General features: G+C 59.4%; 26 protein-coding genes. 9 read left to right on the top strand and 17 right to left on the bottom strand.

The features are described from left to right. Positions 1-6 precede the first annotated feature (6 nt). Positions 7-1,041 carry an NAD(P)/FAD-dependent oxidoreductase gene (locus ACR0AI_RS15505; protein WP_480675167.1) on the top strand — a complete coding sequence of 345 codons (1,035 nt, stop codon included), beginning with the start codon at positions 7-9 and terminating at the stop codon, positions 1,039-1,041. Here the strand turns inward: ACR0AI_RS15505 and ACR0AI_RS15500 are convergent. The 4 genes from ACR0AI_RS15500 to ACR0AI_RS15485 all read right to left on the bottom strand — a co-directional run bounded on the left by ACR0AI_RS15500 (position 1,033) and on the right by ACR0AI_RS15485 (position 4,001). Then, entirely contained in the window at positions 1,033-1,827 is a 795-nt protein-coding gene (locus tag ACR0AI_RS15500; protein ID WP_480675169.1) for an HTD2 family dehydratase, read from the bottom strand. The genes ACR0AI_RS15505 and ACR0AI_RS15500 overlap by 9 nt on opposite strands. Before the next feature lie 11 nt (positions 1,828-1,838). After that, positions 1,839-2,384: an NADPH-dependent FMN reductase gene (locus tag ACR0AI_RS15495; RefSeq protein ID WP_480675171.1), complete on the bottom strand. Its 546-nt coding sequence runs from the start codon at positions 2,382-2,384 to the stop codon at positions 1,839-1,841. Positions 2,385-2,510: 126 nt separating this feature from the next. Continuing rightward, positions 2,511-3,182 carry a YiaD family glycine zipper/OmpA-like lipoprotein gene (locus ACR0AI_RS15490; protein ID WP_480675173.1) on the bottom strand — a complete coding sequence of 224 codons (672 nt, stop codon included), beginning with the start codon at positions 3,180-3,182 and terminating at the stop codon, positions 2,511-2,513. Positions 3,183-3,308: 126 nt separating this feature from the next. Beyond that, positions 3,309-4,001: a helix-turn-helix transcriptional regulator gene (locus ACR0AI_RS15485; protein WP_480675175.1), complete on the bottom strand. Its 693-nt coding sequence runs from the start codon at positions 3,999-4,001 to the stop codon at positions 3,309-3,311. A 109-nt stretch (positions 4,002-4,110) separates the two neighbouring features. Here ACR0AI_RS15485 and ACR0AI_RS15480 point away from each other — a divergent pair, with 109 nt between their 5' ends. Further along, positions 4,111-4,302, top strand: coding sequence for a hypothetical protein (locus ACR0AI_RS15480; protein WP_170471344.1), 192 nt, complete (start codon positions 4,111-4,113; stop codon positions 4,300-4,302). A 2-nt stretch (positions 4,303-4,304) separates the two neighbouring features. Here ACR0AI_RS15480 and ACR0AI_RS15475 read toward each other — a convergent pair whose 3' ends face one another. Further along, the gene (locus ACR0AI_RS15475; protein ID WP_170552452.1) at positions 4,305-4,952 is read right to left on the bottom strand and encodes an RluA family pseudouridine synthase; all 648 of its coding nucleotides are present in this window, start codon (positions 4,950-4,952) and stop codon (positions 4,305-4,307) included. A 95-nt stretch (positions 4,953-5,047) separates the two neighbouring features. Here ACR0AI_RS15475 and ACR0AI_RS15470 point away from each other — a divergent pair, with 95 nt between their 5' ends. Together ACR0AI_RS15470 and ACR0AI_RS15465 are read left to right on the top strand one after the other, a co-directional pair. Next, positions 5,048-5,458, top strand: a complete 411-nt coding sequence (locus ACR0AI_RS15470; RefSeq protein WP_170552449.1) for a nuclear transport factor 2 family protein — start codon at positions 5,048-5,050, stop codon at positions 5,456-5,458. 2 nt (positions 5,459-5,460) lie between these two features. After that, a complete protein-coding gene (locus ACR0AI_RS15465; protein ID WP_480675178.1) occupies positions 5,461-6,171 on the top strand; it encodes an SGNH/GDSL hydrolase family protein in 711 nt (236 codons plus the stop codon). Here the strand turns inward: ACR0AI_RS15465 and rarD are convergent. From rarD to ACR0AI_RS15410, 11 genes are all read right to left on the bottom strand, one after another. Continuing rightward, positions 6,162-7,067 carry an EamA family transporter RarD gene (gene rarD, locus ACR0AI_RS15460; RefSeq protein ID WP_480675180.1) on the bottom strand — a complete coding sequence of 302 codons (906 nt, stop codon included), beginning with the start codon at positions 7,065-7,067 and terminating at the stop codon, positions 6,162-6,164. The two genes, ACR0AI_RS15465 and rarD, sit on opposite strands and share 10 nt — an antisense overlap. Before the next feature lie 253 nt (positions 7,068-7,320). Then, positions 7,321-9,774: a GcvT family protein gene (locus ACR0AI_RS15455; protein ID WP_480675182.1), complete on the bottom strand. Its 2,454-nt coding sequence runs from the start codon at positions 9,772-9,774 to the stop codon at positions 7,321-7,323. Between the two features lie 89 nt (positions 9,775-9,863). Next, positions 9,864-10,847 carry a GlxA family transcriptional regulator gene (locus ACR0AI_RS15450; protein WP_480675184.1) on the bottom strand — a complete coding sequence of 328 codons (984 nt, stop codon included), beginning with the start codon at positions 10,845-10,847 and terminating at the stop codon, positions 9,864-9,866. Between the two features lie 17 nt (positions 10,848-10,864). Continuing rightward, a complete protein-coding gene (locus ACR0AI_RS15445; protein ID WP_480675186.1) occupies positions 10,865-11,758 on the bottom strand; it encodes a homocysteine S-methyltransferase family protein in 894 nt (297 codons plus the stop codon). Positions 11,759-11,770: 12 nt separating this feature from the next. Continuing rightward, positions 11,771-12,823, bottom strand: a complete 1,053-nt coding sequence (locus ACR0AI_RS15440) for an alcohol dehydrogenase family protein (protein WP_480675187.1) — start codon at positions 12,821-12,823, stop codon at positions 11,771-11,773. A 97-nt stretch (positions 12,824-12,920) separates the two neighbouring features. Next, a complete protein-coding gene (locus ACR0AI_RS15435) occupies positions 12,921-15,368 on the bottom strand; it encodes a GcvT family protein (RefSeq protein WP_480675189.1) in 2,448 nt (815 codons plus the stop codon). Between the two features lie 16 nt (positions 15,369-15,384). Next, a complete protein-coding gene (locus ACR0AI_RS15430) occupies positions 15,385-15,765 on the bottom strand; it encodes a GFA family protein (RefSeq protein ID WP_480675191.1) in 381 nt (126 codons plus the stop codon). Between the two features lie 4 nt (positions 15,766-15,769). After that, positions 15,770-16,393, bottom strand: a complete 624-nt coding sequence (locus ACR0AI_RS15425; protein ID WP_480675193.1) for a LysE family translocator — start codon at positions 16,391-16,393, stop codon at positions 15,770-15,772. After that, the gene (locus tag ACR0AI_RS15420; RefSeq protein ID WP_170375545.1) at positions 16,393-16,962 is read right to left on the bottom strand and encodes a helix-turn-helix domain-containing protein; all 570 of its coding nucleotides are present in this window, start codon (positions 16,960-16,962) and stop codon (positions 16,393-16,395) included. The genes ACR0AI_RS15425 and ACR0AI_RS15420 overlap by 1 nt, the downstream gene beginning before the upstream one ends. 125 nt (positions 16,963-17,087) lie before the next feature. Beyond that, positions 17,088-17,540, bottom strand: a complete 453-nt coding sequence (locus ACR0AI_RS15415) for a GAF domain-containing protein (RefSeq protein WP_480540248.1) — start codon at positions 17,538-17,540, stop codon at positions 17,088-17,090. 75 nt (positions 17,541-17,615) lie between these two features. Then, positions 17,616-18,788: a thiolase family protein gene (locus tag ACR0AI_RS15410; protein ID WP_480675195.1), complete on the bottom strand. Its 1,173-nt coding sequence runs from the start codon at positions 18,786-18,788 to the stop codon at positions 17,616-17,618. A 100-nt stretch (positions 18,789-18,888) separates the two neighbouring features. On the opposite strand from ACR0AI_RS15410, the gene ACR0AI_RS15405 reads away from it, so the two are divergent. The 3 genes from ACR0AI_RS15405 to ggt all read left to right on the top strand — a co-directional run bounded on the left by ACR0AI_RS15405 (position 18,889) and on the right by ggt (position 21,503). Continuing rightward, a complete protein-coding gene (locus tag ACR0AI_RS15405) occupies positions 18,889-19,227 on the top strand; it encodes an STAS domain-containing protein (RefSeq protein ID WP_480675197.1) in 339 nt (112 codons plus the stop codon). Positions 19,228-19,280: 53 nt separating this feature from the next. Beyond that, positions 19,281-19,730, top strand: coding sequence for an ATP-binding protein (locus ACR0AI_RS15400; RefSeq protein ID WP_480701387.1), 450 nt, complete (start codon positions 19,281-19,283; stop codon positions 19,728-19,730). A gap of 195 nt (positions 19,731-19,925) precedes the next feature. Next, a complete protein-coding gene (gene ggt, locus ACR0AI_RS15395) occupies positions 19,926-21,503 on the top strand; it encodes a gamma-glutamyltransferase (protein WP_480675201.1) in 1,578 nt (525 codons plus the stop codon). Positions 21,504-21,528: 25 nt separating this feature from the next. On the opposite strand, the gene hspQ is transcribed toward ggt, so the two are convergent. After that, on the bottom strand, positions 21,529-21,855 hold the full coding sequence (hspQ, locus tag ACR0AI_RS15390; RefSeq protein WP_170375556.1) for a heat shock protein HspQ: 327 nt from the start codon (positions 21,853-21,855) through the stop codon (positions 21,529-21,531). 80 nt (positions 21,856-21,935) lie between these two features. Here hspQ and ACR0AI_RS15385 point away from each other — a divergent pair, with 80 nt between their 5' ends. Both ACR0AI_RS15385 and ACR0AI_RS15380 read left to right on the top strand, forming a co-directional pair. Beyond that, positions 21,936-22,817, top strand: coding sequence for an AEC family transporter (locus tag ACR0AI_RS15385; RefSeq protein WP_480675203.1), 882 nt, complete (start codon positions 21,936-21,938; stop codon positions 22,815-22,817). Between the two features lie 61 nt (positions 22,818-22,878). Next, positions 22,879-23,460: a transglycosylase SLT domain-containing protein gene (locus ACR0AI_RS15380; RefSeq protein WP_170375559.1), complete on the top strand. Its 582-nt coding sequence runs from the start codon at positions 22,879-22,881 to the stop codon at positions 23,458-23,460. The last annotated feature ends 3 nt before the right edge of the window (positions 23,461-23,463 follow it).

The raw sequence follows: 23,463 nt of genomic DNA, 5'->3' as shown, positions 1-23,463 counted from the left end.
TTGGCAATGGTCGATGTGACGGTACGCGGCGCTGGCATTTTTGGCCTATCCATCGCCTGGACCTGCGCCCGGCGCGGCGCAAAGGTGCAAGTTGTCGATCCCTTTGGCTCCGGCGCGGGCTCCAGCGGAGGGTTGGTCGGCGCCCTGGCCCCGCATGTGCCCGAGAATTGGAATGCCAAGAAAGCCTTTCAGTTCGACAGTCTGATCATGGCCGAACCCTTTTGGGCGCAGGTCGAAGCGACCGGAGGGGTCTCAGCCGGCTATGGGCGTTTGGGACGTCTGCAACCGATCATGGATGAGCGTAGCCTCCAGCTGGCGCACCAACGGCATGCCACCGCGCAAGAGCTCTGGCAGGGTCTAGCCGAGTGGCAGGTGCTGTCCACGTCGGAGGCAGGCCAATGGTGCCCGCCCAGCCCGACCAGCTATGTCATCCAAGACACCCTGACCGCGCGGATGCACCCGCGCAGGGCCTGTGCCGCGTTGGTTGCGGCGCTCTCGGTCATGGGGGTTGAGGTGGTTGGTGAGGCCCCGGACAAGGGCCATGTTCTGCATGCGACAGGTGTCGCCGGGTTGGAGGAGCTCAGCCAGAGCTTCGGGAAAACCGTCGGCAATGGCGTCAAGGGACAGGCGGCCTTGCTGCGCTTTGATGCGGGCGCGGTGCCGCAGCTATTCGCCGATGCGATACATATCGTACCGCATGCAGATGGCACGCTGGCCATCGGCTCGACCTCTGAGAGGGACTATGATGATCCAACCGGCACCGACGACGCGCTTGAGGATGTGATCGACCGCGCCACCCGCGCCGTTCCCGTGTTGCACGGAGCCGAGGTGATCGAGCGGTGGGCCGGTGTTCGTCCCCGCAGCAAAAGCCGCGCTCCGATGCTGGGTGCGCACCCGCTGCACGACGGTCAGTTCATCGCCAATGGCGGCTTCAAGATAGGCTTCGGCATGGCCCCGAAGGTCGCCGAGGTGATGGCGGACCTCATGCTGGACGGTCGCGATGAAATCCCTGAGGACTTCCGGCCCGAAGCATCACTCTGACTGCGCCTCGGCCTGCATGCACTGTCGCCCATCGGGGCCTCGAACCCACAGGTCCGGCCCGTTGCGGCAGAGTGTGGCGGTCTCAAAGTGCAAAAGCGGCGCGGTTGCCCGGAACGAAAAGCGCGTCAGCGGGCCGATCACCTCCTCGGCAAACAGCATCAGCAGCTGCGCCAATAGCGGCCCGTGTACGACCAGCCCGCCATACCCTTCGACATCGCGCGCATAGTCCAGATCGTAGTGGATCCGGTGGCCGTTGAAGGTGAGCGCGGAGTAGCGGAACAACAGGGTGCTGTCGAAGCTCACCTCGCGATGGTCTGTTTCGTCGCGACGCGCCATGGGCGGCGATGGCTTCACCTCGTCCAGAGCGGGATCTTCGCGATAGACCAAATCCTGCCATTCGGTGACACAGAGCGTCCCATCCTGCCAGATCTCATGTTTGAGCGTGACAAACCCCAATGGCCCAGTGCGCCCGGTTTTGCGGCTCTGTTTCTCCAGAACGGAATGCCGCTCGGCCTCCACACCTGCCCGCAATGGGGTATGGAAGTGCAGCCCCCCCCCGGCCCACATCCGACGCGGCAGGCCCATGTCCGGGATCAGATCAATCCCAACCCGAGGGTGCCCGTCGCGCCCCAAATCAGATGGCCTGCGCGGGGACCAGAAGTAAAGCTGATGAAAGAACGGTGGCAACGCAGAACCGTCCGAGATCATAGGCTCCAACCCCAGCGCAACTTGCAAGGCCGCCGCCCGGGCCGGGTCCATCACATCGCTTTGCCGATCCCCCAGCATACCGTATCCGCCTAAAGACGCCCGACCTCAGCCCGCAGCTTTTGCATCAACGCATGGATGGTCTTTTCATAGCGCTCACTTGTCAGCCGTCCCCCGTCGTCAAACGCGTTGGAGCTGTCGGCCAAATGGACCTCAGGGCCTTGTAGAATGCGTGGCTGGAACGGCACCAAATAGGCGCGAAGGACCATCTGGGCGCGCTCCCCTCCGGCCCGACCCGCCGCGGCGGACATCACCGCAACCGGCTTGTCGGCCCAAGGTTTGCCCGACGTGCGGCTGACCCAGTCCAGCGCGTTTTTCAGCACGCCCGACGGCCCCTTGTTGTATTCCGGTGTGGAGATAATCACCGCATCCGCTTGCGCGATCTGGTCAGCCAGCGTTTGCACGGCGACTGGGATGCCCTCACCCTCTTCCAGATCCCCGTCATAAAGGGGCAGGTTCAGATCCGCTTCGACAAAGCTGGCAGGATCAAAAAGGCGTGCCGCTTCGCGCAGAAGCTTACGGTTTGTTGCTGACTGACGCAGGGAACCGGACAGGCCAAGAAGGGTCGGTTGGGACATTGCGGGAAACTCCGTTTTAGTGTTTCCCAATAGGTAGACCGAGACGCGCCCGATCCAAACCCCATTTCTTGCACAGTTCGTGCGCGCAAAGGGGCAGCCCGAAGGTCGCCCGCAATGCACATAGGATTACGAGTTTGCGCTGGGTACGATAACGATCTCGACCCGGCGGTTCTGCGATTTGCCTTCCGGCGTCAGGTTCGAGGCAACCGGGTTATCTTCGCCACGCCCGATGGTGACAATCCGGCTGTAGTTCACACCGTTCGCCTGAAGGACATCGGCAACCGCATTGGCGCGACGCTCTGACAGGCCTTGGTTATAAGAGGCCTCGCCATCACTGTCGGTGTGACCGATGATCTGCACGTTCGAGTTCGAATAGTTCACGAGGTTCTGACCAACTCGCACCAGATCGGCACGCAATGCCGGGCGGACCGTCGCACTGTCAGTGTCGAAGGTAATGTCATTGGGAACGGTCACAATCAGCCGGTCGCCCGCATTGACGATGGTGATCCCGTCATTGGCCAGTTGCTGACGCAATTCTGCGGCCTGTTTATCAAGCTGGTTGCCGATCAGGCCTCCGCCAGCCGCACCGATGGCACCGCCTGTTACCGCGCCCAAAAGAGGGTTCGAATTATTCGCGATTGCGCCAACACCAGCACCGACCAAACCACCCAAAACTGCGCCTTGCTTTGCGTTCTGATTCGGATCGGAGGGCAGGTTCAACGTGCCCGGATCGGTACAGGCCGCCAGAGCCATGGCCGAGCATAGCCCGGTTGCTAGAAAAAACTTGGAAATCGTCATGGTATCACCTTCTGCTCGGGCCCCCGTTGATCGGGTTTGCCTTGTTGCAAATCAGTATATCACGGCAGCGTTGCGCAGGCTCAAGCAACAAAGCGGTGAAGTCGGCGAATCCCCGCCCATACCAGTTCAGACGGTCTGCGCGGCCGGATCTTCACGCTCCTGCTCGTTCCACAAATCCCGTAGCGAACTGCCTTGGCCCCGGAAACTCTGGCCCGTGTCTTCACAGGCCCAGATGCGGTCCGTCCGGAAATGCCGGAACCCGCCCCGCAGCTCGCACCACCCGGCCAGCATCGTGCATTCGATGTGGTAGATCAGAGCCACAGGCCGAATGACTCGTTCCGAGCGTTCGCCCGCGCCGTTGACATAGGTGATGCGCAGTTTCTGCTCGGCCCGTATAGCTTCACGGTAACTGGCCACTGGGATGCATCCCTTCGCGGGATCATCAACCGGCGCGCCCCAAGTCGAGACCTGCAGCCAATCGGCAGGACAATGGAGCGCGTCGATCTTGTCACAGATGCGCCGCGCCGCCCGTTGCAGATGACTGTCCCCGGTACGCGCCAGCATCGACAACCCGACCCACAGTGCCTCAACCTCTTCGGCGTCGAAATTCAACGGTGGCAGATCATAGCCGCGCCGCATCAGATATCCGACGCCTGCCTCCCCCTCGATCGGCGTGCGCTGCGCCTGTAGCTCGGCGATATCGCGGTAAACCGTGCGCGTGGAGACCTCGAGCTTTTCCGCCAGTTGATCGGCTGTCACAGGCGCATCTGCGGCCCTGAGCATCTGGATGATTTCGAACAACCGGGTCGAGCGGCTCATGTCGGGGTCTCCTGTCAAACTGCTGACAGCCTAGCACATCCCCCTGACAAGAGGGTGTCAGGAGTGGTGCGCAACTTTGGGTTGGATTTCAAAAACCCGGAGGCCCAATATGCCCAGTCTGGACAACCATGTTCTGATGCATCTGAAACTTGAACGCTGGTCGCAGGATCACACCCTTCGCGCCTATGAGATCGAGCGTGAACTAGCCGCAGATCGACACCGCGCACAACCCGCGCGCCGCAAAAGATCGCGTAGGTTTTCTCTCGGGAACCTGAAACTGTTGTGGACCAACGTGGCCTGAACCTAGAAATCCGCCTTGGCACGAAACTTCATCGCAACGCCCCCTTCGGGGCTTTTCAGGCGCAATTCCTCGGAATGCAGCATAAGGCGTGGGAAATCGCGCGCGGCGCCTTCGGCGTAAAACGGGTCACCCAGAATCGGGTGGCCCAAGGTCAGCATGTGAACACGCAACTGATGCGAGCGACCGGTTTTCGGAAACAGCCGCACGCGCGTCGTGTCCCCTTCATATTTGACGACACGCCAATCGGTGACGGCCTGCTTGCCCGTATCATGACACACCATCTGGCGCGGTCGGTTCGGCCAGTCGACGATCAGCGGCAGATCAACCGTGCCCGTCTTGGCTTCCAGCCGCCCCCAAACACGGGCAATGTAGGTTTTGCGGGTTTGGCGCTGCTCGAACTGCATGCTCAGATTGCGTTGCGCGTGGGGCGTCTGCGCAAACACCATCACGCCCGAGGTGTCCCGGTCCAATCGATGCACCAGCAGGGCCTGCGGAAACACCGCCTGCACACGGGTCAGCAGGCAATCCGCCAAATGCGCACCCCGCCCCGGCACCGACAACAAGCCCGAGGGTTTGTTCACCACAATCAGTTGCGCATCTTCATGCAGCACATCCAGTGGCGTCTGGGGGGGATCGTAGGTCTCGCTCATGCCCGCGTGCCTATCCCACAGCGTCCCTTCCCGCAACGTCGTCCTTGCGTGCGGCGCGCTTATCGTGAACCGTTGAGGAAAGAAGGGGAGAGGACATGCATCCAACAATCGAACGCATGCAAGAGGTTGTCGCCAAAGGGGACGAAGCCCTCATTCATGAGCTTTTGGCCGAGGACGTCCGCTTCATGCCGCCCACTTATTACAGCACGTGGACCGGCCGCGCGCCGGTTGCGGCCGTATTGGGCCATGTGGGCAAGGTATTTTCCGACTTCCGCTATCGACGGATCATGGGCAGCGGCAATGACTGGGCGCTTGAGTTTCAATGCAAGGTCGGAGATCTGGATGCGGTCGGCGTGGACCTGATCACGCTGAACGACGACGGATTGATCCAGCAGTTCGAGGTCGTGATGCGCCCTCACAAAACCATTGGCGCCCTGCGTGAGGCGATGATGGCCCGTGTGATGACCGACCCGCGGTTTCTGGAATTCAAATCCGCGCTAAGCTGATCATGTCAAATCCGCTTGCCGCCGATCAGATTCTGCGCGTGCCCCTTCTGCCAGTTCTGGCCGCTCAGGGCTTGGCTGTGCGCCGCAAAGCCCAGTTGCTGCCGGAACCTATTGGTCCGCGCGAAGGGCGAATAGGCCGTGGACCTCGCCTGCGCCTGTTGATTGTGGGCGACAGTTCTGCCGCTGGCGTTGGCGCGGGCACACAGGATCAGGCGCTGTCAGGCCATTTGGTCAAACACTTGGCGCGGCATCACTCGGTCGAATGGCGGCTTGAGGCGACAACCGGACACACGACACGAGACACGCTTGAGAGGTTGCAGGCAATTGATGGCACATACGATGCGGTCGTCACCGCGCTCGGCGTGAACGACGTGACCCGAGGCGTGACCTATGCGCGCTTCGTCGAACGGCAAAACCAGTTGGCACGGATACTGACCCAACGCCTCGGAGCGCGACGCGTCGTGGTGACAGCAGTGCCACAGATGAATCGATTTCCGTCCCTGCCCCATCCTTTGGCATGGGTATTGGGTCGACAATCCGAGCGCTTGGATCGTGGTCTGCGACAGGTCGTTGCCGCCCATCCGCAACTCCGACACTTGTCGCTGGATTTACCGGATGATCCCGCTCTGGCCGCGCCGGATGGATACCACCCCAGCCCCAAAACCTACGCGATTTGGGCTGAAAGCGCCGCGCGGCTTCTGCTTCAGGCCTGAGCCCGCGCCTGCCGGATCATCGGGATCGAATACACCACAAGCGCCGCCCAGATCAGAGGGAAGGCAATCATGCGGGCCCGGTCGATATGTTCTCCGAACACGGCGACTGCGGTGATAAAGATCATGGTCGGCGCGATGTACTGCAGGATACCCATTGTCGACAGCCTAACGAGTTTGGCCCCATTGGCGTAGACCAGCAAAGGCACCGCCGTCACGACGCCTGCACAGGACAACAAAACAGTATCCGATGCCAACACCCCGAAATGCCCAGTCCCCTGAACACCCAGCCACGTCACATATGCGATTGCAGGGATCAAAAGGATCAGAACCTCAAGCAGAAACCCCTGATTGGGGCCAATCGGCAAAGACCTTTTGAAGAACGCGTAGAATCCCCAACTCACCATTAAACCCAGCGCCGCCCAAGGAAGACGCCCAGCCTCGACCACCAGAACCAAAACGCCCAAAGCCGCCAGACCAACAGCAACCAGTTGCATGCGCGTCAGAGGTTCTCGCAGCAACACAGCGCCCAAGGCGATACTGAACAAAGGGTTGATATAATACCCTAGCGCTGCATCCAACGCATGGCCGGTTGAGATCGCCCAGACATAAATCGCCCAGTTCACCGAGATCAGCCCCGCCGTCAACGCCGCCATTCCCAACATCTTGGGATTGCCCAACGCCGCCCTAAGGTCTCGGGTCCGCCTCAGAATGACCAGAAGAAGCCCTGCCACCGGCACCGACCAGATTACTCGATGCGCCACAACCTCAACCGGGCCAATATGGCTCAGCGCTTTCATATAGAGAGGCAGGAAACCCCACATGACATAGGCTGAAACCGCCAGCACAAACCCTTTTGGGGTATCCGCATTTTGTGAAGGTGAGGAGGCAGTCGCCACGGGAAATCTCCGACAAGTATCGGACCCATTTACGGCAGTTCCTGAAGGGTTGAAAACTCTGAAAACAGTGAAGTCGCACATAACGAATTGTGATGGGTCGACTTCGAAACCGTGCTTTTTAGCGAGGCTCTGCCTCGCGCTCCGGGATATTTTTAGCCAGATGAAGACTGGATCCCCTGCTTCATCTGGCTAAAAATATCCCGGGGGAGTCGCGGCTTGCCGCGGCGGGGGCAGAGCCCCCCTGCTCTGCGGTTTAAACTTTCACGCGCTCGGACTTGGGATCATACATCGGCTTCAAAGACGCCTCGGCCTTCACTTTGACACCACAAACGTCGATCTCGTAGCTCGATGCCAGAACATCCGCAGCTTTTTCGCCTTCGCACGGCACGTAACCCAGACCGATTGCGCCACCCAGAGTGTGCCCGTAGTTGCCGGAACTCAGGTAGCCGACATACTCACCATCGCGCACAATCGGTTCGTTGTGGAACAACAGAGGCTCGGCATCCGTCAGCTTGAACTGCACGAGACGGTTTTTGGGCCCGCTCTCTTTGCGCGCAATCACGGCTTCGCGGCCGATGAAGTCACAGCCCTTGTCGACCTTCACGGCAAAACCAAGCCCGGCATCAACCACGTGGTCTTCACAGGTGATGTCATGCCCAAAATGGCGGAAGCCCTTTTCGATGCGGCAGCTGTCCATCATGTGCATGCCGCACAGCTTAAGACCCATATTCTGCCCAGCTGCGTGCAGCGTCTCGAAGGCATGACCTGCCATGTCTGAAGAGACATAGATCTCCCACCCCAGCTCTCCCACATAGGTGACGCGGTGCGCGCGGGCGAGGCCCATGCCAAGCTCGATCTCTTGCGCGGTACCAAATGGGTTGGCCGCGTTCGAGAAATCGTTGGGTGAGACTCTTTCGAGCAAAGCGCGCGCGTTCGGTCCCATGATGGCCAAAACGCCTTCGCCGGCGGTCACATCCGTGATGACGACGTTGAAGTTGCCTGCATGACGCTGCATCCATGTTTGATCTGACAGACGGGTCGCGGCTGGCGTGACGACTAAATAGGCGGTCTCGGTCAGGCGGGTCACGGTTACGTCGGCCTCGATCCCGCCGGTGCGGTTCAGGAACTGGGTGTAGACAATCTTGCCGTTCGGCACCGAGTAGTCGCCGCCGCCGATGTAGTTCATGAATGCCTCGGCATCCGGACCTTCGACGCGGATTTTCCCGAAGGAGGACATGTCATACATGCCGACATTCTCGCGCACGGCGCGGTGTTCTGCGGCAGAGTTTTCGAACCAGTTCTGACGCTTCCAGCTATATTGGTATTCCCGTTCCTGACCTTCATTGGCGAACCAGTTGGCGCGTTCCCAACCGGCCAATTCCCCCATGACCGCGCCTTGTTCCAACAGGTGATGGTGAAACGGAGTTCGCCGCACTCCGCGTGCGGTGGCTTTCTGACGGTAGGGGAAGTGATCGGCGTAGAGCAGGCCCAGAGTCTCTTTCGAGCGCTCGAACAGGTACTGCTTGTTGCCTTGGAAGGGCTGCATCCGGCTGATGTCGACATCGCCCAGATCAAACGGCTTCTCACCGCTGTCCATCCATTCGGCCAGCGCCATGCCCGCGCCACCGGCCGACTGGATACCAATGGAGTTAAAGCCCGCCGCGACCCAGACATTGTCCATCTCGGGCGCAAGACCCAAGTGATAGGCATCATCGGGAGTGAAAGATTCAGGTCCGTTGAAGAAGGTGTGAATCCCGGCTTCGGCCAGCATCGGCATACGGTTCACCGCCGCTTCGAGGATTGGTTCAAAATGGTCGAAATCCTCGGGCAACTGGTCGAACTCAAAGCTGTCGGGGATACCATTCATGCCCCAAGGCTTGGCGTTGGGTTCAAATGCACCCAGCAGGATTTTGCCAGCGTCTTCCTTGTAGTAAGCGCATTCATCCGGGACGCGCAGCACCGGCAGCTGGGTCAGGCCATCGATGCCCTCGGTCACGATGTAGAAATGCTCACAGGCATGCAGCGGAACGTTCACGCCCGCCATGCGACCCACTTCGTGGCCCCACATCCCGGCGCAGTTCACCACCATATCGCATTCGATATGACCCGAGGCGCTGCCATCGTCGGCCACCCAGTCGACGCCGGTGACCTTGCGCCCTTGCCTGACGACATCGGTGACCTTCACGCGTTCTTTAACAATGCCACCGCGCTGGCGCGCACCTTTGGCCAGAGCAAGCGCGATATTCGCCGGGTCACCCTGCCCGTCCAGCGGCAGATACACAGCCCCCTTGACGTCTTCGATATTCAGATGCGGATACAGCTCGGCCACGCGCTCGTTCGAGATCTCTTCGACTTCGACCCCAAAGGCGCGGGCCATGGCGGCCTGGCGGTAGATCTCTTCCTTACGCTCTTCGGTCAGCGCGACAGTGATCGAGCCGCAGCGTTTGAAGCCCGTCGCGACACCGGTTTCTTCCTCGAGCGAGCCGTAGAGCTCCTGACTGTACTTCGCCAGCTTGGTCATGTTCGCCGTCGCGCGTAGCTGGGCGATCAGACCGGCTGCGTGCCAGGTGGTGCCGCTGGTCAGCTGCTTACGCTCAAGCAGTACAACATCTTTCCAGCCCTTCTTGGTCAGGTGATAGGCAACCGAGCATCCGATCACGCCGCCGCCGATGATGACCACGCGGGCCTTGCTGGGAAGATCAACCATAATGCAGACTCCGTTCGTTCAGGTTTGTCCCTGAATGGCATGAAAAATCGGCGCAGAATCCATCAAAAACGTCATCGCATCCGCAAAAATCATCTCTGCGCGGCTTGTCTCTTTTGTTGGCGTATCACAAAGGGCGTCACACCGAAAAAACTCCGGTAAACCGATGAGAACCCGTTCGGGAAACCGCAGGCCAAACCTATTTCGCGCACGCTCATGGTGGTATTCAGTAGAAGGTTATTGGCTTTAGCCAACCGCATTTCACGATAGAACCCGTTGGGTGTAGTGCCGAAGAACGCCTTGAACTTCCGCTCGAGCGATCGATTCGAGATATTCAGGCTGTCAACAAGGTCCTGGATCGGCAAAGGGTCTTCGATATTGGCCTGCATCAGCTTGATGCACTGATCCAGTTTCTTGTCCCCAGTCGCGGTGTTTTTCGCGCCCGAGAACGGCTGCATCGACGAAAAATCGCGGATATTTTCATGCAGCATGACGTCCGCCACAGTCAATTGCGTGGGCCCCGAGATATGGCGCCCGATCACGACCAGTGCGATATCGGTGGTGGCCCCCATACCTGCACAGGTGACGACTGCGCCGCGCTCGGTTGCGATGGACAGTTTCGCTTCGAACCGTGCACCGCGCTCACGCAGGAATGAGGCGTTTTCCCAATGGGTTGCCAGATCGGCTGTACCTTGCTCGTCGATATACCGGCTTGCCGCCTCAGCCAACAAAAACACCCGCGCGCCGCGGTAGGTATAGTTCGACACCACTCGGCCCAAAGACAGGTCGGGGTGATCCGGGTCCGAGTTGCCAATCACAAACAGATAGGTGGCATCGGGTTGGTTCGGGATGGTTTCGGTCTGAACCGTTGCGTCGCTGCTGCTGGCGATCGGACCGCCACGCAGGGATCGGTAGGTATAGGTGAACGGCGGCGTCGCAGACACCCGATTGGAAATCCGTAGAACATCCACCAGCGACGCGAGTTCCAGCAGCACAAAGCCCGGCGCCACCAGAATGTCGAAATGCACGGGGCTGGTCTGACGCGTGGTGGGGGGTGGCGATGGTGTCTCGGACATACCTTTCCCTTGTCGGTTCAGACGATCCGATGACCGGCTGACTTCAGGCGACGCGCGAGGGCCTCGATATGATCCGGGCCGATCTCGCAGCATCCGCCAACAATTGTCGCGCCTTGGTCGACCCAGGCCATCGCGTGGTCGGCATAGGCCTCGGGGCTTAGGTCGTGGCGCTGTGCGAGACTATCAACCGTGGGAGCGTCTTGCAAAAACCCCTCGGCGATATGGGTGAAGCCGTTGGCATAGGCGCCGTAGGGCAGCCCCATCCCTGACAATATCTCAAGCCCGGCTGGAACCGCTTCGGGACGGGTGCAGTTGATCAGCACCGCTTGCGGATTGTAACCCTCGACCAAGGGGGCAATCTGATCCAACGGCTCGCCGGATCGCAGACGCGTTCCGTCCTCATCCATCGGAGACAGGGCCAGCCACACAGGTTTCCCGCAGCCAGCAGTGCCCCTTAGGGCGCCTTCGGCCTCCATCACCGACGAGACGGTTTCGATCAGGATCAGGTCCACACCATCCCCCATAAGCGCGACCAGTTCAGCGAATTTGCGTCCGGCCTCCTCCGGATCAGGCTCAAGATCGGGTCTGTAGGAGGCCAATAGCGGCCCCAACGCCCCAGCGATGCGCCCTCCGTTTCCTGCGCGCGCCAGATCGGCCTGAGATACGGCGGTGTGGATCAATTGCGCCAACTGGTCCTCGATCCCTTCGCGCACAAGGCGCGAGCGGTGGACGGCATAGGTGTTGGTTGTCGCAACTGTGGCCCCGCGCCGGAAGTATTCCGCATGAACCTCGCGCACCAATTCCGGACGATCGATCATCACCCGCGTCGACCAAAGCGGCGTCGGTTGTTTGCCGCTGCGCTTGACCAGCTCCTGCCCGATCGAGCCATCTAACAGAGTAATTTCGGCCATGTCATAAACTCCTTACGGGATCAGCACCAATTTCCCCGGCAACGCTTTGGATTGGAAATCCTCTTGTGCCTTGGCAATATCCCTTAGGGGATAGGTGCGGGAAATCAAAGGCTTGATCCGACCAGCGTTCATCAGCTCAACCAGACGGCCAAACACCTCGGGCGGCTGGTGAGTGCAGCCGTGAATGGTGATATCGCGCAGGTAGATTTCGCGCAGATCGGCCTGCACCATCGGACCTGCAATCGCACCTGATACAGCGTAGTGCCCGCCGGGTTTCAGGGCCAGCATGAGGCCCGCCCATTTAGGGCCTCCAACCACGTCGATCACGACGTCGAACATGTCTGCAGGCAACGCAGCATCGCGATCAAAGGTCTCAACCGCGCCTTGGGATTTCACAACCTCGGCCTTGGCGGCCCCGGTTACGCCAAACACAGACGCGCCGCGCAGGCGGGCCAGTTGCACAGCGGCCAGCCCAACACCGCCCGAAGCGCCTGTGATAAGCACCTTGTGGCCAGCTGTGACCCCGGCGCGGGTCAAAAGGTTCTCGGCCGTGCCATAGGCGCAGGGAATGGCTGCGATCTCGGTATCTGAAAAAGGCGAAGCGGAGACATCGTAGAGATCATCCGCCTCCACCAGACAGTATTGGGCAAAGGCTCCGTCGATCTCCGAGCCTAAGGCAATGAACCCCTGCGGATGGCCGGGTCGCGGGCGCGGCAAATTGATTGGGCAGGTCACGCGCTGACCGGGTTGGAACTCTGCACTCGGACCGACCGCTTCGACGATGCCGCACAGGTCGCCGCCTTGAATTCGAGGGAACTGCAGCGCGCCGCCCCACCCTCCGGCATCGACATCCTGATCGACGTCATCGGTGGCCCCGGTCACGTCCGAGGAGTACCACCCGACCCGCGTATTGATATCCGTGTTGTTGACCCCGGCAGCTGCGACGCGGACCAGAACCTGCCCGGGACCGGGCGTTGGAACGGGAATATCCTCGCGCCACTGTAAAGCCTCCGGCCCGCCGTGATGAGTGAGGTAAACGCCGGACATATGTGCAGGGATCGTCATTTCAGCCTTCCGATTTGGACTTTGGTGAAAGGCAGACTGGGGCCCGCCATGGGCCCCAGCTTGGAGTTTTGTACCAATTTGGCAATCCCCAAAGGGATCAGGCACGCAGACGCTCGTTGGCGGGATCCCAGAGCGGCTGGTCTTCCTGAACAACGGCGCGGTACTTCTGGCCGTAGATCTCAACCTCAAGCTCTGTGCCCGGGTTTGCGACGTCGGTCTTGACCATGCCCAACGCGATGGACTTGCCAACGCGATAGCCCCATGCGCCCGAGGTGGTCTCGCCCACGATCTGATCGCCCTGCCAAATGCAGGACATGTAAGGCGCGTCGCAATCGCCTGCGTCCACTGTCAGCGTGACAAAGGATTTCTTCACGCCCTGTTGCTTTTCGTTCAGGATCGCGGCCTTGCCGGGGAAGTCTTGCGGTTTATCCAGTTTAACGAAGCGCTCCAGCCCACCTTCCAGCAGCGAGTAATCGGTCGACAGATCGCCCTTCCAAGCACGGTAGCCCTTCTCGATCCGCAGCGAGTTCAGGGCGTACATACCGAACGGGGTTGCACCCGCGTCTAGGATGGCGTCGTAGATGGCTGGCATGTCTTCGTTGAGGGCGTGAACCTCCCAACCCAGCTCTCCGGCAAAGGAGACGCGGATCAGGAAGGCTGGTTTGCCCGCAACCGTCGCGGACTGATGCGTCAGCCAGCCGGTGGACAGATCCGCATCGCTGAGTCCCGAGAGGATCTCGCGCGATTTCGGGCCGGTCACGATCAGCGTGTCACGAGTGGTAGTGACGTCCTCGACTGAAACGCTAGAGGGCATGGCGGACATCAGGATGTCGCGGTCGTGCCACTGCGCGGTGGCGGCTGTGATCATCACGAACTCATCCTCGCCTAGTCGGATACAGGACATCTCGGTCAGGATACGGCCACGGTCGTCCGAAATGTAGACGAGGTTGATGCGGCCAATCTTGGGCAGACCACCGGTGATCAGGCCACGCAGAGCTTCTGCCGCTCCTTCACCTTTGACCATGAAACGCGAGAAACCCGGCAGGTCCAGCACACCGCAATTGTCGCGGACAGCTTCGCACTCTTCCTTGATGCGCTGCTCCCACGGGCCCGAGCGACCCCATGTATGCGTGGCCTCAAGCGAGGTGTCGTCGCCCGGCTTTGCAAACCAGTTGGCGCGTTCCCAGCCGTTATAGACGCCCATGACGCCGCCCAGTTCCTTGACCTTGGCATGGACTGGTGACAGCTTTTTTTCGCGCGCTGCGGGCCATTCGTGGTGCGGGAAGTGCATGGCATATTCGTTGCCGTAAACCTCCATACCCTTCTGGTTGCAATAGTCCTGATCGGTGTAGTCGGTGTAGCGGCGCGGATCGACGGCCCACATATCCCACTCGGTGTGGCCATCGACGATCCATTCGGCCAGCACTTTGCCTGCACCACCGCCTTGCGCGATGCCGAAGGTAAAGCTGTGTGCTTCGAACGCGTTTTTCACACCGGGCATCGGGCCGATCATCGGCAATCCGTCTGGCGCGTATGGGATCGGGCCGTTAATCACGCGGCCAACCCCCGAGGTTGCCATCAGCGGAACCCGTTCCATCGCGTCGGTGATGATGTCCTCAATCCGGTCCAGATCGTCGTTCCAAAGCTGGAAGCTGAAATCCTCGGGCATCGGATCGTCTTCGGTCATCCACTCGCCCTTGCAGTTGGGCTCATAGGGACCAAGGTTGAAGCCGTTCTTTTCCTGACGCAGGTAGTATGAGATATCCACGTCGCGCAGCAGAGGCAGCTTGCCGCCGTTTTCTTTCGACCATGCCTCAACCTCGGGGACTTCATCGGTCAGCAGGTACTGGTGGCTCATGACCATCGCAGGCACCATGCGGCCGCCATAGGGTTTGAACATCTCACCTACACGCTGCGCGTAGTAACCGGCCGCGTTGACAACATAGTCGCAGGCGATGTCGCCCTTTTCGGTGTGAACGGTCCAAGTGCCGTCGTCGTGCTGCGTTACATTGGTGGCCGGGCAGAAGCGGATGATTTTTTGGCCCAGATCACGCGCGCCTTTGGCGAAGGCTTGTGTCAGCTGCGCCGGGTCGATGTCGCCATCGGTCGGGTCGTACAGCACGCCTTCCAGATCATGTGTTTCGAGGAAAGGGTAGCGCTCTTTCGCCTGCTCTGGGGTCCACATCTCCATCGGGATGCCCTGGTACAGGCCCATCGACATGGCGCGTTCGAATTCCTGCATGCGCTCTTTACTGTGCGCCAAACGGATCGACCCCGAAACGTGGTAGTTCATCGGATAGTCGACCTCTTCGGCCAGACGCGAATACAGCTCGGTCGAATAACGCTGCATGTTCATGATTGCCCATGAGGTCGAGAAGGTCGGCACGTTACCCGCCGCATGCCATGTAGACCCCGCGGTCAGTTCGTTCTTTTCCAGCAGAACGCAGTCCGTCCAGCCCTTTTTCGCCAGATGATACAGGGACGAGCAGCCGACAACGCCGCCACCGATGATGACCACACGGGCCTTGGTTGGAAAATCACTCATGTGTTTTGATCCTCTGTTACTGTGCCCGCTGGGGCAGATCGTCTGAGATGTCGTAGTAGTCACCCTTGTCCGCGACAAAGATGTGCTTTGAGAGTTTCAGTCCTGTTGGTTCGCTGAGCGCGCCCATCGAGATCGAAATCGTGTCTTCTTCATTGTGCTGCCAGAACAGGAATGAGCCGCACTCGCTGCAGAACCCGCGCCGTGCGGTCTCTGAGGCGCGGAACCAACGCAGCGTGTCACTGGCGGTGAAGCTCAGGTTGTCCTGATGTGTCGAGGTCGATGACCAGACATGACCCGATTGTTTGCGGCACTGACCGCAATGGCAGGCGGAGGGCGGCGAGAGGTCTCCGTTAATCGTAAACGCGACTTTGCCGCAAAGGCAGGATCCCGTCTGCATATAGCTACCCCCTTGCTGCGGGCGCAGAGCTGGCACCCAGCAACACGCCATAGATGATGAAACAGGTCGCCATGATCCGGCGGACCCAGATATTGAACACAGCCCCCAACGCCGCCTTGCCCATCAGCGCGCCCAATAGGGTGAAGCCGGTATAGCTGAGCGTCGTGATGATCAGAGCGGTCGGCATGATCACCCCCATCTGCTGCCAGATCGGCACGTCGGGCTGCACGAATTGCGAAAAGGCCGCCAGATAGCCAGCAACGCTTTTTGGATTGATTGTCGCCACCGCAAGCGCATGCAGATAGACATGCCGCGCAGGGCGCTCAGTGGCAGGCGCCGGCCGTTTCGCGTTGATCCATCCGCGAATACCGACCCAGATAAGAAACCCCGCACCGATCAGTTTAGCGAAGAAGAAGGCGGTAGGTGAGGCTGCGATCAGGGCCGTTACACCCAATGCTGACAAGATCAGAAATGCGCTGGCCTGTGTCAGGATCGCAAGAACACCAAGCATCGCCTTCGGGAAGGGCAAGCTCATACCGTTTGAGATACAATTGACGGCATTCGGCCCCGGAGTGGTGACGAACACCACCCAGAACAGCGCGAATATGGTCCAGGCCTCAAAGCTCATCAGTATACCGGTGGTGCAATGACCCAGATGGCCACGGCGGGCTCATCATAGGGGTTTGCCCATTGATAGGGTTCGTGCTTGATGCGGAAACTATCGCCCGGCCCGACCGTGAAGTGCCGTGCACCGATCGTCAGGTCCAGTTGGCCCGAGATCATATATCCGACCTCCTGCGTTGGCCGGTCCGCGGGTTTTTGCATTTTGGATCGGGGCTCAAACGTGGAATGCACCATCTCGAAATCATCGGTCAGGTCTGGCGACAGCAGTTCTTCGATCAGACCTTCTTCACCCGAGCCCATAGGACGTCGTGAAACGGCGCGAACCACATAGCCTTGCTCCTCAACCGGAGCGGCAGAATGCGAAAACAGCATCGACATGGGAACACCCAGACATTCCGCGATCTGACGCAGGTCCGAGATTGAAGGGTCGGACATGTCCCGCTCGACCTGACTCAGCCAGCCGACCGAGCGGTTCAGGCGATCGGCAATTTCAGTCAGCGTCAAACCCCTTGCCTTTCGCAAGGCCCGCAAGTCCGCTCCGAGCGTCGCGCGCTGAGGGGTTTGCGTGTTCAAAGCCAGACTCCGATTCTCGTGAAATTCCTTCTACGTTTTTCACGATGCCTCAGTTCCGTGAAATTTCAAAGCATTTTTTCATGACAGGTCGTAAGTCAGCGACCAAACCCAAACATAACAAAGGCTTAGGCAGAGAACACGTCTTGAAGAATTTTCGTCAGTTCGGACGCGTCCACATCCGTGAAAGCATCCGGCTGGTCGCTGTCGATGTCAAACACGGCAATAACCGCGCCCGAGTCATCGCGAACCGGCAAAACAAGCTCTGACCTTGTGGAAGATGCGCAGGCGATATGACCAGGAAAGGCATCCACATCCGGAACCAGCTGCACCTCACCCGTGCGCGCGGCTGCGCCGCACACGCCGCGCTCGAACGGGATGACTAGACAGCCGTGACCGCCTTGATACGGGCCGATCTTCAGCAGGCCCGGTTCGGTGACGCGGTAGAACCCCGTCCAGTCAAAGCGATTATCGGCGTGATGCACCTCGCACGCGATGGTCGCCATCAGGGAGACCTGATCGGTTTCGCCTTCGGTCAGGGAGGCGATGGTTTTGGCGAGGGTGTCATAGTCGACGGTCATATTGGCACTGCTCCGATCCGGGTCTTGGGGTGGCGACGCCCCCAGTCCCCGGAGTATTTGCAAAAGCGCGAAGGGTCAAACGCGTTCGATGGCGATCGCCGTGCCCTCTCCGCCTCCGATACAGATCGCAGCGATCCCGCGTTTCAGATCGCGTTTTTCCAGAGCGTTCAGAAGGGTGACCATGATCCGGGCACCAGATGCGCCGATTGGGTGACCCAGGGCGCAGGCTCCGCCATTGACGTTGACCTTGTCGCGCGGCAGGCCCAATTCGTGCATGAAAGCCATCGGAACCACGGCGAAGGCCTCGTTCACCTCCCACAGGTCCACATCATCTTTGGTCCAGCCCAGACGCTCAAGCAGCTTTTGCGCCGCAGGAACCGGAGCGGTTGTGAACAGGCCCGGGGCCTGCGCATGGCTGGCGTGGCCCAAAACGCGCGCGCGGACGGTTAGTCCTTTCGCCTCAGCGGTGTCTACAGAGGCCAGAACGAGAGCGGCCGCTCCGTCAGAAATGGAGGAGGAATTTGCCGCCGTTACAGTGCCGTCTTTGCGGAAGGCTGGTTTCAGCGTCGGGATTTTCTCGGGTCGGGCGGATTTGGGCTGCTCATCCGCCTCAAGCACCAGCGCCCCCTTGCGGGTTTGCACCGTAACCGCGGCAATTTCCCCATCAAACGCGCCACTGTCTTGGGCAGCCAACGCGTTCGAAAGGGATCGCAGCGCATATTCATCCTGCGCCTCGCGGGTGAACTGATAGGTCTCGGCGCAGTCTTCGGCAAAAGTTCCCATCAGACGGCCTTTGTCATAGGCATCTTCAAGCCCATCCAGAAACATATGATCCACAACCTGCCCGTGCCCGATCCGCGCACCGCCGCGCATCTTGGGCAGCATGTACGGCGCGTTCGTCATACTCTCCATCCCGCCCGCGATCATGGTATCTGTGTGGCCCAATGCGATCTGATCAAACGCGATCATGGCGGCCTTCATACCCGAGCCGCACATTTTGTTGAGGGTCGTGGCGGGCACCTCTTCACCCAACCCGGCGGCAAACCCCGCCTGACGCGCTGGGGCCTGTCCCTGCCCCGCCGGAAGCACGCAGCCCATCAGGACTTCGTCGACAGTCTCCGCACCCGCCTGCTGCAAGGCGGCGCGAATCGCGGTTCCACCAAGTTCGGCAGCGGGAACGCCATCAAACATGCCCTGGAACCCGCCCATAGGTGTACGGGCTGCGCCTGCGATCACTACGTCTTTCATCGGAAATCCCTCCTCTTGCCGGAACTTGAATACCGAATGGTAAGATTTGCCGTCTAGCGTATTTCTACGACGCAATTTCAGCTGAAAAGGGCGGTCAATCATGGGGCTGACCAGCACAACTACCGAAGAGGCACAGATCATCACCGTTCATTCGGAACGGATAGATGCGGCCATCGCAATCCAGTTCAAGGAAGACATGCGCCGCGAAACAGAAACCGACGCAACGCGCATCGTTCTGGACCTGGCAGGCGTAGAATTCATTGATTCAAGCGGATTGGGGGCCATCGTCGCCTCGATGAAACAAATCGGAAGCGAACGCCGGTTGGATCTGGCCGGGCTGCAACCCGTGGTCGAAAAAGTGTTTCGCCTGACGCGAATGGATACCGTTTTCAGGTTGTTCGATTCCCTCGACGAAGCGCTGTCGGCGCAAGCAGAGTAACGCGGCCAACGTAGATGTGTGTGACGCCGTCCAGTGATCAAACCTGCCTGCAGTTGAGCTTTCCGGCAATTGAAGCGGAAGCCAGCGCCGGCATTGCAATATTGAGCGCAGGCCTGGCCAAACACGGCTTACCTGTTGAAAAAGCGGACGACGTGAAGATCGCCTTGGCGGAAGCAATCAACAACGTCGTCGAACATGCCTATTCTGGCAATGAACCCGCCAAAGTGCAGGTCTGTTGCCGGTTGGAGCACAACCAGCTGGACATTCTGGTATCGGATACGGGGCGTCCGCTGCCCGGCTGCAAACCTCCGGATGGGACCCCGACCTCAGTTGAGACCAGCCTGCAGGACCTGCCAGAAGGGGGCTTCGGGTGGTATCTGATTCACGAACTGACAAGCGAGATTCGGTATGAGCGTCGTGATGGTTGTAATATTTTGTCATTGCGGTTCGACGTCCCAATGCCCGAAAGAACCAAGGGATTTGACGCGAAATGGCCACAATAAGGCCTTTTTCGAACCATTACGCCGCCCCAAACGACTGTCAAACATGTCACCGTAGCTCAGATAGCTTCCCTCGGCGTCAAGTGTCACAGCCCCCACCCAGTGAACGGCGCCGAGGAACCTCCCTCCCCTCATTGAAGAACTGGACAATCATTCCCTGCGCGATAGGTTCGCGGTGTTTAGAAGAAGGGGATGATGATGCGGGATTTACACAAGCCGGGCCGGTCCGAAGTTCTGGCCACAAACGGGATGTGTGCGACCTCGCACCCCCTTGCGGCGAAAACCGCCGTCGACATTCTGGAACGCGGCGGCAATGCCATGGATGCAGCCATTGCCGGGGCGGCCTTGCTGGGGATTTGCGAGCCGCAGATGACCGGATTGGGAGGCGATTGCTTTGTCCTCTATAATCGCGCGGGGGAAAACCAGATCCGCGCGTTGAATGGCTCGGGCCGGGCACCTGCTGCTGCGCAAGCCGGCGCGCTGCGGGATCGGGGCTTGACCTCGGTGCCTCTGACCAGCCCAGACTCGGTTACGATCCCGGGCGCGGTCGACGCATTCTGTCATCTCAGCCAGACCGAAGGCCGACTGGGACTGGATGCAATTCTGCAACCGGCCATTCGCTATGCGGAACAGGGTGTGCCGGTTGCTCCACGCGTTTCCTTTGACTGGCGCAATGGCGAACCGACCCTCCAGGGGGCCGCGCGGGATCACTATCTTATCCACGGGCAAGTCCCCAAGACAGGTCAGGTCTTTCGTGCGCCAAAACAGGCCGAAGTTCTACGACGGGTCGCAAAGGATGGTCGGGATGCCTTCTACTCAGGTGAAATCGCGGAGGATATGATCGCCGCCCTTTCCGCCTTGGGGGGCCTCCACACCGCCGAGGATTTCCAATCGACCCAATGCACCTCCTCCGAACCGATGCGCGGCACCTATCAGGGCATTGATCTGGTCGAGCATCCCCCCAACGGCCAAGGCGCCACGGCGATCTTGCTGCTCAATATCCTCAAGCATTTTGACCTTGCCAGCACTGACCCATTGGGCGCCGAACGGGTGCATATTGAGGCCGAAGCGACAAAATTGGCCTATGACGCGCGCAACCGTTTCATCGCAGATCCCGACCATATGGCCCGGTCCGAGCGGTTTTTGGACAAAGACATCGCCGCATCCCTCGCGGCTTTGATAGACCCCAAACGGGCCATGCCCGCTGCCGCCCCGCTGACCGAAGCGATTCACAAGGACACCGTCTACATTACCGTCGTCGACCGCGATCAGATGGCCGTGTCGTTGATCTATTCGATCTTCCACAGCTTCGGCTCGGGGGTCGCGTCCGAGAAATATGGAATCTTGCTGCAAAACCGAGGCGCAGGCTTCACCCTGCAAGCCGGGCACCCAAATGAGCTGGGTGGCGGCAAACGCCCGATGCACACGATCATTCCCGGCATGCTGGCCGAGAACAACCGCGTTACGATGCCTTTCGGCGTCATGGGTGGGGCGTATCAACCCACAGGACATGCGCGGTTCGTGTCAAACCTGATGGATTTCGGTTTTGACCTGCAAGAGGCCATCAACGCCCCCCGTGCCTTCGCCGACGGAGGCATCCTGAAGCTCGAGCGCGGGTTCCCCGAAGCGGTTGCTCAACAATTAAGCGAAATGGGTCACACTGTGGAGGTCCCAGAAACTCCACTGGGTGGCGCACAGGCCATACGAATCCGTGAAGACGGTGTTTTGGAGGGGGCCAGTGACCCCAGAAAGGACGGTTGCGCGTTGGGGTATTGATCAACGCGCAGGCGCGCCGCCCCGCTCAGTTCAGATGGAAGTGCAGCGGGTAGGATCCATCTTCGAATGGGCCGAACATGTTAGGGATGTCGGGATGCTCAACCGGCTCACCCGATCGGTCCTCGATCAGATTTTGTTCTGAAACATAAGCTACATAGAAGGATTGGTCGTTCTCAGCCAACAGGTGATAGAACGGCTGATCCTTGATCGGCCGACTGTCTTCGGGGATGGCTTCGTACCATTCCTCGGTATTCGAAAACTCTGGATCCACGTCAAAAATCACCCCTCGGAAGGGATGTTTCTTATGTCGCACAACTTGTCCCAGGCCGTACTTGGCATGTGTCTTTAGCATTGTTTCAGCCCCCAAAGAGGTTACTACCTCTTTCCGGGCAGAAAAGCCAATCATTGATGTGAAATTAAGGGAAACAGTCTGTGAACCTCTTACTGACAGTGTTCGAAATTGCGGCACCCGTGTTCCTTTTGTCAGCAATCGGCTTTGTCTGGGTCAAGCTTGGCTTTGAATACCGCCTACAGTTTGTGACGCGTTTTGCAATGACGCTGGCAGTCCCCAGCCTGATTTTCGTGGCCTTGATGCAGACCGAAATTCCGGGGGGTGATCTGTCACGGTTCACGCTGGCCACCATTGCGGCCAATCTGGTTCTCGCGGTCGTTTTCTGGGTCATTGTAAAGGTGCTAAAGCTTGAGCAACGCACCTACCTTTCGCCGCTGATCTTCGGAAATACCGGCAATTTGGGTCTTCCATTATGCATCTTTGCATTTGGTCAGGCCGGTTTGGGATATGCGGTTATCTTTCTGGCCGTGACCGCACTGTTTTCCTTTACCTACGGGATCTATCTGGTCGCGGGCAAAGGCGCGTTCGGACAGGTCATCCGACAACCCATGGTCTGGGCCACGCTGCTGGGGGCGCTTTTCCTGTGGCAGGATTGGGAAACACCTCAGTTCCTGACCAACACCTTGGATTTGCTGGGGCAAATGGCTGTTCCGATGATGCTTGTGACCGTTGGAGTTGCGATCGCGCGCCTGACCTCTCGCAGTCTTCACCAAGCCATTTGGCTGTCACTTCTCAAGCTGGCGGTTTGCTTTTCCTTGGGATGGGGCGTTGCGATCCTCTTCGGGCTTGAAACCATCGCATTCGGTGTTCTGGTCTTGCAAATGTGTACCCCGGTCGCGGTCACCTCATACCTGCTGGCCGAGCGGTTTGAGGCCGACGCAGACGCCGTAGCAGGCATGGTTATGGTCTCGACAGTGCTGTCTGTCGCCGCGTTACCGGGTGTTTTGGCTATCGTTCTGTAACGATTGTGATTTCCTCAGCGCTCAATCTGCGCTAGAATGCCAGAAAAAAGGCACGAGGCACATGAGCAGAATTCTATTCGTACTCCTAGGGGTGCTGCTTTTGGCATCCTGTGGTGGCGGGTCTAAACAGCCACCCAGCAGACTAAATGACGCGTGCAGCATTGCGCGCGAGAAACCTGACTACATCAAAGCCTTCAAAAAAACCGAGCGTAAATGGGGCGTCCCCGTTCACGTTCAGATGGCGACGATCTATCAGGAAAGCCGTTACCGTCACGATGCGCGGACCCCGCACCGCTATGTGCTGGGCGTAATCCCAATGGGACGGCAAAGCAGCGCCTTTGGCTACAGCCAGGCTCTGGACGGCACGTGGGAAGAATACCAGCGTGAAACCGGAAAACGCCGCGCCAAGCGGGACCGAATTCGCGACGCGTCCGATTTCATCGGCTGGTACATGAACAAAACCTACGAGCGGAACGGCATCAACCTGGGCGACACGCGCAACCAGTATCTGGCCTATCACGAAGGTCATACAGGCTATGCGCGCGGCAGCTACAACCAGAAATCCTGGCTATTGAATGTGGCCAGCGATGTCGATGCACGGGCCAACCTGTATCAAGCTCAGCTGGCCAGCTGCCGCTACTGAATT

It is taken from the genome of Ruegeria sp. BG3, from assembly GCF_056538485.1.
The sequence above is the reverse complement of the archived record's forward strand: the minus strand, read 5'-3'. Positions and strand labels throughout refer to the sequence as shown.

What these genes read in the sequence shown, in the direction of transcription:
- ACR0AI_RS15435 (WP_480675189.1), bottom strand. Translation starts at nt 15,368, where the DNA reads ATGAGTGATTTTCCAACCAAGGCCCGTGTGGTCATCATCGGTGGCGGC.
- ACR0AI_RS15480 (WP_170471344.1), top strand. Translation starts at nt 4,111, where the DNA reads ATGCCCAGTCTGGACAACCATGTTCTGATGCATCTGAAACTTGAACGC.
- ACR0AI_RS15455 (WP_480675182.1), bottom strand. Translation starts at nt 9,774, where the DNA reads ATGGTTGATCTTCCCAGCAAGGCCCGCGTGGTCATCATCGGCGGCGGC.
- ACR0AI_RS15505 (WP_480675167.1), top strand. Translation starts at nt 7, where the DNA reads ATGGTCGATGTGACGGTACGCGGCGCTGGCATTTTTGGCCTATCCATC.
- ACR0AI_RS15490 (WP_480675173.1), bottom strand. Translation starts at nt 3,182, where the DNA reads ATGACGATTTCCAAGTTTTTTCTAGCAACCGGGCTATGCTCGGCCATG.
- ACR0AI_RS15440 (WP_480675187.1), bottom strand. Translation starts at nt 12,823, where the DNA reads ATGACGATCCCTGCACATATGTCCGGCGTTTACCTCACTCATCACGGC.
- ACR0AI_RS15495 (WP_480675171.1), bottom strand. Translation starts at nt 2,384, where the DNA reads ATGTCCCAACCGACCCTTCTTGGCCTGTCCGGTTCCCTGCGTCAGTCA.
- ACR0AI_RS15465 (WP_480675178.1), top strand. Translation starts at nt 5,461, where the DNA reads ATGTCAAATCCGCTTGCCGCCGATCAGATTCTGCGCGTGCCCCTTCTG.
- ACR0AI_RS15445 (WP_480675186.1), bottom strand. Translation starts at nt 11,758, where the DNA reads ATGGCCGAAATTACTCTGTTAGATGGCTCGATCGGGCAGGAGCTGGTC.
- ACR0AI_RS15415 (WP_480540248.1), bottom strand. Translation starts at nt 17,540, where the DNA reads ATGACCGTCGACTATGACACCCTCGCCAAAACCATCGCCTCCCTGACC.
- ACR0AI_RS15425 (WP_480675193.1), bottom strand. Translation starts at nt 16,393, where the DNA reads ATGAGCTTTGAGGCCTGGACCATATTCGCGCTGTTCTGGGTGGTGTTC.
- hspQ (WP_170375556.1), bottom strand. Translation starts at nt 21,855, where the DNA reads ATGCTAAAGACACATGCCAAGTACGGCCTGGGACAAGTTGTGCGACAT.
- ACR0AI_RS15430 (WP_480675191.1), bottom strand. Translation starts at nt 15,765, where the DNA reads ATGCAGACGGGATCCTGCCTTTGCGGCAAAGTCGCGTTTACGATTAAC.
- ACR0AI_RS15450 (WP_480675184.1), bottom strand. Translation starts at nt 10,847, where the DNA reads ATGTCCGAGACACCATCGCCACCCCCCACCACGCGTCAGACCAGCCCC.
- ACR0AI_RS15485 (WP_480675175.1), bottom strand. Translation starts at nt 4,001, where the DNA reads ATGAGCCGCTCGACCCGGTTGTTCGAAATCATCCAGATGCTCAGGGCC.
- ACR0AI_RS15470 (WP_170552449.1), top strand. Translation starts at nt 5,048, where the DNA reads ATGCATCCAACAATCGAACGCATGCAAGAGGTTGTCGCCAAAGGGGAC.
- ACR0AI_RS15475 (WP_170552452.1), bottom strand. Translation starts at nt 4,952, where the DNA reads ATGAGCGAGACCTACGATCCCCCCCAGACGCCACTGGATGTGCTGCAT.
- ggt (WP_480675201.1), top strand. Translation starts at nt 19,926, where the DNA reads ATGCGGGATTTACACAAGCCGGGCCGGTCCGAAGTTCTGGCCACAAAC.
- ACR0AI_RS15500 (WP_480675169.1), bottom strand. Translation starts at nt 1,827, where the DNA reads ATGCTGGGGGATCGGCAAAGCGATGTGATGGACCCGGCCCGGGCGGCG.
- ACR0AI_RS15410 (WP_480675195.1), bottom strand. Translation starts at nt 18,788, where the DNA reads ATGAAAGACGTAGTGATCGCAGGCGCAGCCCGTACACCTATGGGCGGG.
- ACR0AI_RS15380 (WP_170375559.1), top strand. Translation starts at nt 22,879, where the DNA reads ATGAGCAGAATTCTATTCGTACTCCTAGGGGTGCTGCTTTTGGCATCC.
- ACR0AI_RS15405 (WP_480675197.1), top strand. Translation starts at nt 18,889, where the DNA reads ATGGGGCTGACCAGCACAACTACCGAAGAGGCACAGATCATCACCGTT.